The sequence below is a fragment of the Thermoanaerobaculia bacterium genome (assembly GCA_035260525.1).
Taxonomy (GTDB): domain Bacteria; phylum Acidobacteriota; class Thermoanaerobaculia; order UBA5066; family DATFVB01; genus DATFVB01.
On the sequence record DATFVB010000307.1, the window covers coordinates 1 to 14944 of the forward strand.

9 protein-coding genes are annotated in these 14944 nt (G+C 71.0%); 1 reads left to right on the forward strand and 8 read right to left on the reverse strand.

Annotated elements, in window-relative coordinates:
• From VKH46_14625 to VKH46_14660, 8 genes are all read right to left on the reverse strand, one after another.
• Positions 1–1044, reverse strand: a 1044-nt coding sequence (locus VKH46_14625; GenBank protein HKB72078.1) for an AMP-binding protein, incomplete at its 3' end; no start/stop codon positions are given.
• 14 nt (positions 1045–1058) lie between these two features.
• Positions 1059–4286, reverse strand: a complete 3228-nt coding sequence (locus VKH46_14630; GenBank protein ID HKB72079.1) for an amino acid adenylation domain-containing protein — start codon at positions 4284–4286, stop codon at positions 1059–1061.
• Complete coding sequence (locus VKH46_14635; protein HKB72080.1) at positions 4286–5539, reverse strand: cytochrome P450; 1254 nt, start codon at positions 5537–5539, stop codon at positions 4286–4288. Before VKH46_14635 ends, VKH46_14630 begins: the two co-directional genes overlap by 1 nt.
• Complete coding sequence (locus VKH46_14640) at positions 5536–7401, reverse strand: non-ribosomal peptide synthetase (GenBank protein HKB72081.1); 1866 nt, start codon at positions 7399–7401, stop codon at positions 5536–5538. Before VKH46_14640 ends, VKH46_14635 begins: the two co-directional genes overlap by 4 nt.
• A gap of 20 nt (positions 7402–7421) precedes the next feature.
• A complete protein-coding gene (locus VKH46_14645; GenBank protein ID HKB72082.1) occupies positions 7422–8423 on the reverse strand; it encodes an SDR family oxidoreductase in 1002 nt (333 codons plus the stop codon).
• 5 nt (positions 8424–8428) lie between these two features.
• The gene (locus VKH46_14650) at positions 8429–9793 is read right to left on the reverse strand and encodes a nucleotide sugar dehydrogenase (protein ID HKB72083.1); all 1365 of its coding nucleotides are present in this window, start codon (positions 9791–9793) and stop codon (positions 8429–8431) included.
• A gap of 102 nt (positions 9794–9895) precedes the next feature.
• Entirely contained in the window at positions 9896–10480 is a 585-nt protein-coding gene (locus VKH46_14655; protein HKB72084.1) for a transcription termination/antitermination NusG family protein, read from the reverse strand.
• Positions 10481–10986: 506 nt separating this feature from the next.
• Positions 10987–11721: a response regulator transcription factor gene (locus VKH46_14660; GenBank protein HKB72085.1), complete on the reverse strand. Its 735-nt coding sequence runs from the start codon at positions 11719–11721 to the stop codon at positions 10987–10989.
• A 203-nt stretch (positions 11722–11924) separates the two neighbouring features.
• On the opposite strand from VKH46_14660, the gene VKH46_14665 reads away from it, so the two are divergent.
• On the forward strand, positions 11925–14489 hold the full coding sequence (locus VKH46_14665) for a PKD domain-containing protein (protein HKB72086.1): 2565 nt from the start codon (positions 11925–11927) through the stop codon (positions 14487–14489).
• Positions 14490–14944: the final 455 nt, after the last annotated feature.

Here is a 14944-nt window from a genome sequence, read left to right on the forward strand (position 1 = left end):
GAGGCGCGCTTTCGGCGCGCCGGGATCGAGCGGAAGGTACGCCGCCCCCGATTTGAGTATCCCGAGGATCGCGGCGACCATCTCCGGCGAGCGCTCGAAGACCACGCCGACCGGGACGTCGGGAGCCGCCCCCTCCGCGCGCAGCCGATGCGCGAGGCGGTTGGCACGCGTCTCGAGCTCGGAAAACGACAGCGACTCGGCACCGCACGCGACCGCCTCGGCACCGGGCGAGCGGTCGGTCGCGCGCTCGATCAGCTCGTGCGCGGCCGCGTCGCGCGGGTAGTCCCGACCGGTACGGTTCCACTCGACGAGGACGCGGCGCCGCTCCTCGGGATCGAGCAGGTCGACCGCGCCGGCCGGTGCGTCGGGATCGGCGGCGAGCCGCTCCATCACCCGGACGAAGGCGGCGAGGAGCCTCTCCATGGCCGGCCGCTCGTAGCGCGCCGCCTCCCAGGAGAGGCTCGCGCGGAGCCGCGGATTGACCTCGATCCGGAGGAGAAGCGGGGGTGCTTCGCCGGTGTCTTCCGCGCCGTCGCGCGGGAACTCGCGGTGCTCGATCCGCGATTCGATCGCCGCCGGCGGCCAGCCCGCCCACCGGAGGATCGCGCCCCACGGGGCGGGCGGCGCGAGCCGGATGCGGTCCCGCTCGGCCTGGAGGCCGGCGAGCCAGCTTCCCGCGCTCTCCCCCTCCGGGACCCGGACGCGGCGGAGCACCGGCGCCGCGGAGCGGCGCATTCCGCCGCAAGCCGCGAAAACGACGTCGTCCGCGCCCGAATAGCGCGAGAGGAGGATCGCCCAGGCGCCCTGCGCCAGAGTCGCGATCGAGACGCCCGTCTCGGCGGCAAACCCCGCGAGCGCCCGCGAACGCGCGCAAGAGAGCTCGGCGGCGTGCTCCTCGCGCCCGGCCCCCGCCGGTTCGGGGTGCCGGAGCGGCAGGACCGTCGGCGCCGGCATTCCGGCAAACGCCGACCGCCAGAACTCCTCCGCGCGCCCGGAGTCGCGGGCGGTCGAAGGCGTCGGATCGGAGTCGACGATGGCGCTCATGGAAGGGCTCCGGGTCAGGCGGTGAGAAGGGTCACGTTCGGTTCCGTAGCAGGGAGCGTGCCGGCGGCGGCGGCGAGCTCGGCGATCGTCGGGTGGTCGAAGAGCTGCCGGGGCGTGATCGCGTACCCGGACTGCGCCGCGCGCGTGGTGATCTGAAAGACGAGCAGCGAATTGCCTCCGAGATCGAACAGGTTGTCGTGGATCCCGACGGGTTCCACGCCGAGCACTTCCGACCAGATGCGGGCGAGCAGCCGGTGCTCGGGAGACTCGGGCGCCGAGGCGCCCTCCGGCGCGCCACGCTCCGGCTGCGGAAGCGCGCCGCGGTCGATTTTCCCCGAGGCGGTCAGCGGCAGCGCCGGAACGACCGTGACCGTATCGGGGAGGAAGGAGCGCGGCAGGATCGACGCCAGCCGTTCCCGGAGGCTCCGCGAGAGCTCGCGGCGCAGGCCCGCGTCTCCCGCCGCGCAAGGAGAGGCGACGTACGCGGCGAGCGTCGGCGCGCGCTCGTCGCCGCGGACGACGACCGCCGCGTCGAGGACTTCCGGTTGGGCCCGGAGAGCCGCCTCGAGCTCGCCGGGCTCCACGCGGACGCCCCGGACCTTCCGCTGCTCGTCGAACCGTCCGAGGAACTCGAGATCTCCATCGGGCCGCCGCCGCACGCGGTCTCCCGTGCGATAGAGCCGGCCGCCCGGGGTGCCGAAAGGATCGGCGACGAAGCGCTCCCGGGTGAGCTCCTCGCGCCCCAGATATCCTCGGGCGAGCGCAAGCCCTCCGACGTGCAGCTCCCCGGCGACTCCGGCCGGCGACCTCCGGCCGCGCCGGTCGAGAACGACGAGCCGAACGTTGTCGATCGCCCTTCCCATCGGCACGCGCCGCCGGGCTGCCCCCGGACGGCAGCGGTGCGCGGCCACGTCGACGCAGGTCTCCGTCGGCCCGTACAGGTTGTGGAGCTGTGCGCCGGTGCGCCGGGAGAAGTCGTCGGCGAGCTCCGGCGGAAGGATCTCTCCTCCGCAGAACACGTGTCGGAGCTCCGACGCCGCGCCGAGCTCCGGGACCGCGAGGAGCATGCGAAGGAGCGAAGGGACCAGCTTGACGTGCGTGATCCTCTCCTCGCGCAGCAGGCGGACGAGCGCGTGCGGATCGCGTTCGACGCCGGGGGGCGCCACGACGAGCGCGGCGCCCGCGACGAGCGGCGCGAAGATTTCCCAGACGGAGGCGTCGAACTCGAGCGGCGCCTTCTGCAGCACGCGGTCGCCCGGACCGAGCGGGTAGGCGCGCTGGCTCCACGACAGAAGGTTCGAGAGGGGAAGGTGCTCGACCATCACTCCCTTCGGCGCGCCCGTCGACCCGGACGTATAGAGCACGTACGCGAGATCGCCGGCCCGAGGGTCGGCCGGCGAGACGGATGCCTGTCCTCCTTCCGCGGCGAGATCGGCGAGAGCCACGGCCGCAACGGCGCCGTCAGGCGTCGTCCGATCTCCGATCACGAGCGCCGGACGGCTGTCGGCGAGAACCGCCGAGACCCGCGCGGGAGGCCAGTCGGAGCCCACGGGAAGCCACGCCGCTCCCGCGCGAGCGACGGCGAGAATCGCCGCCACGCGCTCCGCCGACCGGGGCAGGGCGATCGCCACGAGCGACTCCCGGCCGATGCCGCGCGCGCCGAGGGCTCGCGCGAGGCCGTCCACTCTCGCCGCGAGCTCGCCGTAGCGCGTCGTCTCGCGGCCGAACCGCAGGGCCTCGGCCGACGGAAGCTCGGCCGCGCGCCGGGCGAACTCGACGGGAGCGGGCGCCATGACCGGAGCCGGCGCGATCGCGGCGTGCTGTGCGCCGGGGTCCTCCCACAGGTCGAGATCCGAGACACGACGATCGGGATGCGAGAGCGCGGATTCCAGCAGCGCGCGCCAGTGCTTCTCGAGGAGGGCGATCGAGTCGTCGTCGAAGAGGTCGGTGTCGTAGATGAAACGGCCGACGATCCCGTTGGCCCGGTTCTCGATCTCGAGGGAGAGATCGAACTTCGCGTTTCCGTTGGAGGCGTCGAAGAGCGTGAGGTCCCATCCCGACGGAACCGGCGCGCGGGGCGGCTCGTACGAGACCAGGATCCGGAAGAGCGGGGCGCCGCGGTCCGGGAGCGCCGCGGCGAGACGCTCGTGGGGAACGTCGCCATGGAAGAGCGCCGAAAGGATTTCGTCGCGCGCGCGACCCACGAGCTCCCGAAACGCCGGATCGCCCGCGGTCGAGGTTCGGAGGACGACGGGGTTGAGGAAATATCCGAGAATCCGTTCGAATTCCGCGCGCGGCCGCGCCGCCGACACGCACCCGAGCACGAGATCGTCCTCCTCCACGTGGCGGCGGATCAGCGCCACGATCGACGCGAAGAGCACCGCGAACGGCGTGGCTCCGCATTCGGCGGCGAGACGATGCACGCGGTCGCGCAGCGCGGCCGGGAACGCGACGCGCCGCACCCCGCCCCGTCCGGCGAGGGCCGCGGAGCGCTCGCGATCCGCGGGAAGAACGGTCGCCGGAGGGAGACCGGCGAGCCGGCGGCGCCAGAACTCGATCGACTCCGGAGGCAGCCGCCGCGCGTCTTCCCACGCCGCGTAGTCCGCGAACTGGCCCGCCGGTTCGGGGAGCCGCGACGCCTCGCCCGCCGCGAAGGATTCGTAAAGGGCGACGAGCTCGGGAAAGAAGGTCCCGAAGAGCGAGGCGGTGTCGAAGATCAGGTGATGGAGCGTGAGAAACAGCCGGTCGTCGGCGTCGTCGAACCGCACGAGCCGCGCGCGGAAAAGGGGAGGCGCGGTGAGCTCGAACGGCCGCGCCGCGTCGGCCGAGGCCAGCGCGAAGGCTCGCGCCTCGCGCTCGTCCGGGGGAAGCCCGCGAAGATCGTCCCGCCCGATCGTCGCCGTGAAGGGAGCGCCGACGAGCTGCACGAGGCGGCCGTCCACGACGGAAAATCCGGTCCGCCACGACTCGTGACGGCGAACGGTCTCCGTGAGGGCGCGTGCGAGAGCCTCGGGATCGAGCGCTCCGGAGCGGCGGATCGTCGCGCACTCGTTGTAGACGGGACGCCCGGCGAGCTGCTCGTGCATCCAGATCTCCCGCTGCCCCGCGGTCGCGGGCACGAGCCCTGCGGGACGCGCCGGGCGGGCCGGCGCGGGCGAAAAGGAGCGGCCGGGGGCGCCTTCGCCCCGGAGATACCTCTCCAGGAGGCGCCGTTTGGCTTCGGAGAGGGCCGGGGTCGACATCACGCGGCGGCGGAAGTTCGGAAGGAGACGGGAAGCGACTTCAGACCGCGAAGACCGAGGTTCTCGCGCCACTCGAGAGGTCCGGGGGCGAGTCGCAGCTCGGGCAGGCGGCGCAGAAGGGTGTCGAAGGCGATCTGCCCTTCCATGCGCGCGAGCGGCGCCCCGAAGCAGAAGTGCGCCGCCCAGCCGAACGCGACGTGGCGGTTCGGCTGCCGCGACAGATCGAGCCGATCGGGATCCGGGAAGCGTTCCGGGTCCCGGTTGGCGGCTCCCATGACCGCGATCACCGCCTGCCGCTTCCGGATCGGCCGGCCGCCGAGCTCCCGGTCCGACGGCGCCATCCGCGCGGTGTGCTGGCTCGGACTCTCGTACCGGAGGAGCTCCTCGACGGCGGACGCCGACAGAGAAGGGTCCTCGCGGAGGCGCTCGAGCTCCGGCGGGTGGCGCAGCAGCGTGAGCACGCCGTTGCCGATCAGGTTCGTCGTCGTCTCCTGGCCCCCGACCATCGTGACGATGCAGTTGGCGATCACCTCTTCCTCGCTCAGGCGGTCGCCGTCGACCTCCGCCGTCAGGAGCGACCGGACGAGACCCTCGCGGGGAGTGCGCCGCTGGTCCGCGATCGCGCCGCGGAAGTACTCGGTCATCTCCTCGACGCTTCGGAGGACCCGCGGCACGCGATCGGGGTTGTGCTGGAAGTTGCCGAGCATCTCGGCGAAATCGGCGGACCAGAGCTTCAGGCGCTCGTGGTCCTCGGCGGGCACGCCGAGCATCTCCGCGGTGACGATCGCGGGAAGCGGGTTGGCGAACTGCGCCATCAGGTCCATCCGGCCGGACGGGACGGCGGAGTCGAGGAGCCGGTCGGCGATTTCCTGGATGTGCGCCCGGAGCACCTCGATCCGCCTCGGCGTGAAGGCGACGGAGGCGAGGCCGCGCAGCCGCGTGTGGGCCGGTGCGTCCATGAAGAGCATCTGCCGGACCATCACCTTCGCGATCGGCGTCAGATGCGAAAGGCCCATCGCCGTCAGCTGCTCCGGCGTCGGCGTGCGGTCGGCCGAGTAGTCGTGGAGGACCGTGAGCACGTCCGAGTACCGCGTGACGATCCACGCGTGCAGGAACGGGTCCCAGTGGACCGGGTCCTCCGCGCGCAGGCGCGCGTAGAGGGGATACGGGTCGGCGAGCACCTCCGGATCGAGGAGATGAAAGAGCGACAGCGACGGGTCCGCCTCCGCGCGCGAGGCGGCGCGGGTCGTCACGACGGCTCCTCTGCGCCGGCGAGCCGCCGGGCCTCGTCTTCGCTCATCGACTCGACGCGGCGGAGGACGAGCCTCTCGATCTCCGCCGAGAGCCGCGCGACCGTGGGCGCCTCGAAGATCGTCCGCAGCGCGAGCTCGACCCCGAAGGCGTCGTGCACGCGCGCGATCATCTGCGTCCCGAGGAGGGAGTGTCCGCCGATCGCGAAGAAGTTCTCGTCGACGCCGACGCGGTCGAGCCGCAGGAGGTCCGCCGCGATCGCGGCGACCCGCTCTTCGACCGGAGACTCCGGGCCGCGGCCGGCGGAGGCGCCCGGCGTCTCCCGCGGGGGCGGCGGAAGGGCGTCGCGGTCGACCTTCCCGTGCGGGGTCAGCGGGAGCTCCGCGAGCGGCACGAATGCCGACGGGATCATGAACTCGGGAAGCGAGGCGCGCAGATACGCGCGGAGGTCGACGGCCTCCGCCGCGCCCGGTTCCGGGACGACATAAGCGACCAGGCGCTTCTCTCCGCCGTCGGCGCGCGCGACGACGAGGCTCGACCGCACCGCCGGGTGGCGTCCGATCGCGCGCTCGACCTCGGCCGGCTCCACGCGGAATCCGCGGATCTTGACCTGGTCGTCGAGGCGGCCGAGGAAGTCGAGCTCCCCGTCCGCGGCGCGCCGCACGCGGTCGCCCGTCCGGTAGAGGGGGGCGCCGGGCCGGAAGGGATGCGCCGCGAATCCGCCCGGGTGCCGGTCCGGCCCGCCGACGTAGCCCCGCGCGAGTCCGGCGCCGGAAAGGCAGAGCTCCCCCGGCTCCCCGTCGGCGCACCGGCGGGCCCCGTCGAGCACGAGCGCTTCGACGCCGTCGATCGGCCGTCCGATCGACGGCGGCCCCTCGCGGTCGCTCGATGGAGCGACGGCGGCCGAGGTCGCGACCACCGTGTTCTCCGTGGGACCGTAATTGTTCACGAGCCCGAACGGGAGCCCGGCCGGCGGACGCCGGCGGAGGACGTCGCCCCCCGTCAGGAGCAGCCGCAGCGCCGCGCCGGCCGGCCACTCGACGTCGAGGAGCCGCTCGGCGACGGGGGTCGGCGCGAACGCGACCGTGATCCTCTCCGAGACGATCCAGTCGCGGAGCCGCGGCGGATCGGAGCGAATGTCGCCGGAGGGAAAGTGGACGCTCGCGCCGAGGGCGAGCGAAGGCCAGAGCTCCCAGACGGCGGCATCGAAGGCGGGGTTGGCGATTTGCGACGCGCGGTCGGCGGGACCGACGCCGAAGGCGCGCCGGTGCCAGGCGACGAGGTGGGCCAGGCTGCCGTGCTCGATCTCGACGCCCTTGGGGTCGCCCGTCGACCCGGACGTGTAGATCACGTAGGCGAGCCGCCGAAGCTCGTCGTTTCCCGGTCGGCCGGCGTGACGGGCCGGACGGAGCGCGTCGAGGTCGAGCGCGAGGACCCGCGCGGATCCGGCGAGCCCCGCCGCCTCGTCGTCGGCGACGACGAGCGGCGCGCCGCAATCGGCGACGAGGAACGAAAGGCGCGCGCGCGGCGAGGCGGGGTCGAGGGGCACGTACGCCGCGCCGGCTTTCCAGGCGGCCAGGAACGCGACCGTCCTTTCGATCGGGTCCTCGAGGCAAACGGCGACCGGGAGCTCCGGACCGGCGCCCGCCGCCGCGAGCTCGGCCGCGAACGCGCCGGCGAGCGCGTCGAGCTCCCCGAACGCGAGACGCCGCCGGCCGTCGGAGAGAGCCGGCGCGCCGGGCCGGCGCCGCGCCTGCTCCTCGATCCGGAGCAGCGTCGATTTCGGCGCGGTTCTCCCCGTCCGGGAGCGCGCCGATCCCTTCCGGGCGGGAAGAGATCGGAGCGATTCGAAAGTCGACGACATCCGTTCTCCGAGGGGATCCATCAACGCGCGACGGGGACTTTCTCCGGCTCCGCCTGGAGCGAGGCCGCGAGCGAATCGAGATAATGGCGGTGCGACGGGGGGAGGCCCTCCGGGAGCTCGAATTCCGGCGAGTATCCGAGAGCGCTGCGCGAAAGCGTGAGGTCGGCGAACGAATGACGGACGTCGCCGGGACGCTCGGGCGCGTGCCGGGGATCCCGCGGCGTCCCGGCCGACTCGCCGACGAGCCGGGCGAGCTCGAGGAGCGTCGTGCGGCGTCCCCCGGCCACGTTGTAGGCGCGCCCGCAGCAGGAAGCGTCGGCGCGGGCCGCGAGGAGGTTCGCCGCGACGGCGTCGGCGACGAAGGTGAAATCGCGGCTCTGGAGGCCGTCGCCGTAGATCACCGGCGCCTGTCCTCCGAGGTACGCCTTGAAGAAACGCGGGATCACCGCGGCGTAGGCCCCTTCCGGATTCTGCCGCGGGCCGTAGACGTTGAAATACCGCAGCCCGACGATCTCGATTTCGAAGCACCGCTGGAAGGTCGCGGCGAGCTCCTCGTCCATCTGCTTGGAGAGCGCGTATGGCGAGAGCGGTTTGCCCTCTTCCCCTTCGCGCTTCGGGAGCCGGTCGCTGTCGCCGTAGACGCTCGACGAGGACGCGTAGACGACGCGGCGCACGCCGGCATCGCGCGCGGCGGCGAAGACCCGCGCGGTGCCGGCGACGTTGACGTCGATCGTGGAGCCCGGGTCCTCGAGCGAACGGGGAACCGAGCCGAGGGCGGCCTGATGGAACACCCACGAGGCGCCGCGCATCGCCTCCCGGCAGGCGTCGGGGTCCCGGATGTCGCCGAGGCGAAAGTCGATTCGCGGCGCGCAGTGGGCCAGATTCCGGCGGCTGCCGGTCGAGAGGTTGTCCAGAACCCGAACCTCGGCGCCGCGCGCCAGCAGCGCGTCGACCAGATGGGATCCGATGAACCCGGCGCCTCCCGTGACGAGGACGAGCTCGCGGTCGAAGTCCGGCTCCATGGCGTTCACGCGCCGACGACGTTGGGCTGGCCGTTGCGGTAGATGCCCCGCGTGTCGACGACGAACGGGGCGTGCCGCGCGACGAGCTCGTAGTCGACCGCGCTGTGATCGGTGATGATCACGACGGCGTCCTGCGCGGCGAGCGTCTCCGGAGTCAGCGAGCAGGAGTGCATCGGGGGGAGGTCGGGCCACGTCCGCATGCGCGGCGCCTTCGCGACGTGCGGGTCGTGGTAGCAAACGACGGCGCCGAGCCGAAGGAGCCCGTCGATGAACTCGAAGGCGGGGCTCTCCCGCGCGTCGTCGACGTCCTTCTTGTACGCGAGGCCCATCACCATCACGCGGCTTCCGCGCACCGGCTTTCCGCGCTCGTTCAGGGCGAGCTGGAGCTTCTCGATGACGTAATGGGGCATCTGCACGTTCACTTCGCCGGCGAGCTCGATGAACTTCGGCGTGATGCCGTATTCCCGCGCTTTCCAGACCAGGTAGAACGGGTCGAGCGGAATGCAGTGCCCGCCCCATCCGGGACCCGGATTGAACCGCATGAAGCCGAAGGGCTTCGTCGATGCCGCGTCGAGCACCTCCCAGATGTCGATTCCGAGGCGGTCGAAGACGATCTTCAGCTCGTTGACGAGCGCGATGTTGACCGCGCGGAAGATGTTCTCGACGAGCTTCGTGGCCTCTGCCGCGCGCGCGCCCGAGACGCGCACCGTCCGCGCGTCGATCACCTCGTCGTACAGCGCCTGGGCGAGGTCGCCGGAGCGCTCGTCGACTCCCCCGACGACCTTCGGGATCGTCGCGGTCGCAAACGACGGATTGCCCGGGTCCTCTCGCTCGGGAGAGAAGGCGAGGAAGAAGTCCTCCCCGCATCGGAGCCCGGACTTCTCTTCGAGGATCCCGCGCACCAGCTCGTCGGTCGTCCCCGGATACGTCGTCGACTCGAGCACGACGAGCTGCCCTTCGCGGAGATACTCCGCGATCTCGCGGGCGGTCGCGACGACGTAGGTCATGTCCGGCTCGCGCTGCGGGGTGAGCGGCGTCGGCACGCAGATCAGCACGGCGTCGCACTCCCCGATCCCGCGGAAGTCCGACGTCGCTCGATAGCGGCCCGTCGCGTTCGCGCGTGCCACGCGCTCGGCTCCGATGTGGCGGATGTAGGAACGGCCGCCCGAGAGCGCCGCCGCCTTCTCCGCGTCGAGGTCGAACCCCACGACCGGGAATCCCTTCTCGTTGAAGACGAGGGTGAGCGGAAGCCCCACGTAGCCCAGGCCGACGACGCCGACGCGCGCCTGGCGGGACCGGATCCGCGCGAGCAGGCGCTCCGCGCGCGCGACGGCGGTTTCGACGGGACGCTCGATGTCGACCACGGGAATGCTGGACACGGTTCTCCTCCTTTTTCGGCGAAAGGCGCAGGCTCTGCCCCTTTCGGTGTACCCACCGATGCGTGCGCGAAATCTCCGCGTCGCCGCGGCCGCTCAGGCGGCCGGCGCGGGCGCGGGCGGAGAAGCGGAATGGAGCGAGGCGGGCGCGAGCATCTCGCGCTCGAACTCGACGGCGACCGTCCTCCGCAGAAGAGAAACCGAGACCAGGAGCCGTTCGGCGCCCCGCTCTCGGACCACGATGCCGAAATAGCCTTCGAACGGGCCCTCCACGACCCGAACGGCCTCACCCGGGTCGAGCGCGCGCCACGGCGCGAGGCTCGCGCCGGAGCGCTGGAGGCGATAGAGCTGCTCGAGCTCCGCCTGGAGGATCCCCGGGTTCGCGACGTCGATCAGCCGGACGATCACGTTGCTTCGCCACACGAGCGCGCGGCTCGGAGCGTCCGCCCGGAGGAAGACGTATCCCGGAAAAAGCGGGAGATAGGAGACGAAGCTCCTCCCGTTGCGCCGCGTGCGCTTCTCGCGCTGCGGCGCGTAGAACGGAATCCCGAGCGGCGGAAGGAAGCGCGCGAGCACCTTTTCCTGCCGGCTCCGGACGTGCGCGACGACCCACGGCTCCCGCGTTGCCGACTCGAAAAGAGTCTCCGGAAATACGTCGGGCTCGCGTTTGAGAAGAGGCATCGCGACGTCGAGAAAGCACACCGCATGCCAGTGGATGCTCGGCCGGCGGCGGGCGCACGCGCCGAATCGTGACGGAAGAAACTCCAGGCGAGCGGGCGGCGCGTCGTCGCGAGGGATGCGCCGTAGCTTTGCCGAGCGGAGGCGGACCGACTCGATGCATCCGCCTTCGCCAAGGCTACGGGAGATCTCGCAGGCAATCCTTCGAAGTTCGCCGGACCGAAGGAGGAGAGCCGCGCCTGCCACCCCCGGCTCGATGCATCCACCTTCGCCCTTCCTTCGCAAAGGATTCGGAGCGGACAAGTCGCCGCGCCAGCCCAAGGAGGATCACGGGACTGCCCATCTCAGTCGATTCGACGGCGAGGCGCGTCGAGGCGCGAGCCCGGTCCGCCGTCGCTCTCGCGAGCTATGGCGGATTGATCCGTTGAGCGGCAAGCACCCTTGCTGCCTCGATCCGCCGTAGCCTTGGCGAAGGCGGGCGGGATGCGGGCATCGCGTGCCTGTAAGCGCTACGGGCGCCGGGCGTCGGTGAAGGAGAGGAGGATGAGGTCGGCGCGGCGTCGAACGCCGTACTTGGCGAGCACGTTCGACACGTGGAACTTCGCGGTCCTCTCGGAGATCCGGAGCCGCTTGGCGATCTCCTTGTTGGAGAAATTCTCGAGCAGGTCGTTCAAGACCTCCTGCTCCCGTCGGGTGAGGCCGCTCGGGGTCAAGCCCGCGGCGGGAAGCGCGCGGGAGGAGGAATTCGAGAGCGTCGTGTCGACGAAACGGGACAGGAGCGCCCGCGGCACCCAGAATCCCCCCTCGGCGACCTCCTGGAGCGCCGCCGGCAGGCGTTCGCCGACCTCCCCGTAGGTGAGGAGCCCCTTCACTCCCAGCCGCAGCAGCGGGAACGACGATGCCTCGTCGAAGGATTCGGCCACGACGATCAGCCGCCCCGCCGGATTCCGGGCGAGGACCGCGGCCACCAGCGCCTCCGACGCGACGCGCGCGAACGCGCCGTCGAGGACGTAGACCGCCGCCAGGGGAACCGAGATCTGACGCACGTCGAGCCTCGGCTCGAGCCGCAGGGCCTCCAGACGGAAGCCCGGTCCGGGGAGCGCCCGCTCGAACTCGGAACGAACGAGAGGATGAACCCAGAAAAGACAGACGGTGATGGGCTTCTTGTCGGAAGCTTTGCCCACGATCGCAGCGTAGCCGCTTCCCGGCGCGGGGGCAACCTTCCGCAGGAAGCGCGTATCCATCTGTGCCCGGAGCGTTCGCAAAACCCGTGCCTGCCCCTTCGGACAGGCCGCCGGACGGCGCGGTTCCTGTTCTTTTTTTGACACCTCGACCAGTAGTCCCGCCGGCCGCCTCCCCTTTACCGTGAGCTCACTTCCAAACAGGACGATTTTGGGCGCCCCGTTCGAGGAAGCGGAACCAACCGACCAAGTCACGAGGGGGAACAATGAACACGCATCGGTACCCGCGCGCGGCATCCGCGCGCCGACCCGGGGAGAAGACCGGCCCCGCCGCTCTCGCCCTTTCCCGCGGCGCGTCCTCGCGCGCTCCGCTGCGGTGGCTCTTCGCCGCGGCCGTCCTGGTCCTGGCCGCGGCCGCGGCCCGCGCCACGAACTTCTACGCGGCGCCGGGAGGCTCATCCTCCGGCAGCGGCTCGATTTCGAGCCCGTGGGACCTCCAGACCGCCCTGAACCAGACGGTCGCCGGACCGGGCGACACGATCTGGCTTCGCGGCGGCGTCTATCACGGCACGTACACGTCGTACCTCAACGGGACCTCCTCGGCGCCGATCGTCGTGCGGCAGTATCCCGGCGAGCGCGCCACGATCGACGGAGGCAACTCGGGCTGGACGTCGATCCTCATGGTCTCGGGCTCGTACACCTGGTACTGGGGCTTCGAGGTCATGAGCTCCGATCCCAACCGCCAGTCCTCGCAGACCGGTTCGAACCCGACCGACATCGGCCGCGGCAACATCGCGACCGAGCAAACCTCGCGCACCGGCGCGGGGCTGAAGTTCATCAACCTGATCGTCCACGACATCCAGGACGCGGGGCTCTGGAAGGAGGCGGTCGGAAGCGAGTTCTACGGGTCGCTCATTTACTACGACGGCTGGAACGCGCCCGACCGCGGGCACGGCCACGGCCTGTATCTGCAGAACCTGACCGGAACGATGTCGATCAAGGACAACGTCATCTTCGAGAACTTCCAGAACGGCATCCAGTGCTACGGCTCGGAGAGCGCGTCTCTCAACAACTTCGACATCGAGGGGAACACGATCTTCAACAACGGGTCGATCGTCGACAGCCCGGCCAACAACATCATCATCGGGGGAGGCGTGGTCGCGCAGAACCCGGTCGTCGCCAACAACAACCTCTACTACACGGCCTGGGGCAACGGGATCAACCTGAACATGGGGTACTACCCGTACGGCATCGGCGCCTCGAATCCGCAGATGACGGGGAACTATTCCGGCAACGGCGAATACGACCTGAACTCCGCCAACACGAACACGACGCTCACGGGGAACGCGATCTACTCCTCGCTGGTCAACTGGACCCCGTCGCAATACCCGTCGAACACCTTCTACAGCGCGGATCCCGCCGACACGAAGGTCGTCGTCCGGCCCAACAAATACGAGGCGGGGCGCGCGAACATCACCGTCTACAACTGGGGCCTCGCCGCCGCCGTCCCCGTCGACGTGAGCGGCGTCCTGGCGGTCGGCCAGACCTACGAGGTGCGCAACGCCCAGAACTGGTTCGGCGCGCCCGTCCTGACCGGCACGTACGACGGAAATCCGCTTTCGCTCCCGATGACGGGCTTGACCGCGGCCGCTCCCGTCGGCTGGACGACGCCGCCCGCCTCGGGCCCCGAGTTCAACGTCTTCGTCCTCCTGCCGAAAGGCTCCTCGACGGGCACGAGCGGCGCGGCGCCGGATCCTCACTTCTCGATCGCTCCGAACCCCGCCGCGACGAACCAGACCGTCCAGTTCACCGACGCGTCGCTCAACTCCCCGACCTCGTGGAGCTGGAACTTCGGCGACAGCGCGTCGACCGCGAACACGTCGACGGTCCAGAACCCGACGCACGCCTACGCTGCGGCCGGCACCTACACCGTCCGTCTGACCGCGACCAACGGCTCCGGAAGCGCCTCGACGACGAACACGGTCACCGTCAACTCGACCGCAGCGGTTCCGGTGCCGAGCTTCTCGTTCTCCCCGTCGGTCCCGGCGCCGAACCAGTCGGTCCAGTTCACCGACACGTCGACCGGCTCCCCCACCTCCTGGTCGTGGAGCTTCGGCGACGGAGGAACGTCGTCGACCCGGAGCCCCACGCACGTCTACGCCGCCGCCGGGACGTACACGGTCACGCTGAAGGCCTCCAACGCCGCCGGAAGCGCCTCCACGTCGAGATCGGTCACGGTCTCGGCGCCGGCGGCCGCGCTCCCCGACCCGCACTTCTCGATCACGCCGAACCCGGCGACGACCGGGCAGACCGTCCAGTTCACCGACACGACGCTCAACTCGCCGACGTCCTGGTCGTGGAACTTCGGCGATGCGTACTCGACGTCGAACACCTCGACGGCGAAGAACCCCGCGCACGTCTACACGGTCGCGGGCACCTACACCGTCCGCCTGACGGCCGCCAACGGCGCCGGCAGCGCTTCGACGACGAACACCGTCACGGTGAACGCGGCCACGGCCGTCAAGCCGGTCGCCTCGTTCACGGTGGCGTACGCGGGCAAGCCTCTGACCGAGCAGTTCACCGACACGTCGACGGGGTTTCCGACTTCCTGGTCGTGGAGCTTCGGAGACGCCGCATCGGGCGCCGCGAACACGTCGACGCTCCGGAGCCCGTCGCACAAGTTCTCGAAGCCGGGGACGTACGTCGTGACGCTGACCGTCCGGAACTCGGCCGGCTCGAGCACGGCTTCGCACACGCTCTCGGTGTACAAGTTCCGGCTCGTCGTCGCCGCGGTGACGAGCCCCCTCGCGGTGAAGGTGCAGCGAGGCTGACCGCATCCCGATAAGGCGGGCCGGCTCCGGAGGGCGTCCCCTCGTGTCTCCGGACCCAAAGCCGGCCCGCCTCTTTTTTTGGCCGGCGCGGACGATACATCCATCGAATACGGGCGCGGGCTACCAGCCGGCGGCTCGACGTACGTTTCAGTACGCCTTCTCCGCCGGCTGGCGGTCCGCATCCCGTCTCGCTGGCGTCTCGCCGCGCCTCATCGTGGTTCCGACAGACAGGCCGGGATGCGGGCCGCCGGCCGGCGCCGTCCCGAATCGCTCCTTTGCACCGGACCACTGAAAATTCGAGCGGTTCCCGGGCCCACCGCATCGCGGAGAGCTTTCGCCGAAGGGGGTGGCGGCGGCGCGGTCGAGTCGACACGAGGTCGCGTCGCGAAGCGACGTCTCCGCGCGACTTCTCCCGGCGGGAGAAGGTGGCGGCCGCAGGCCGCCGGATGAGGGCG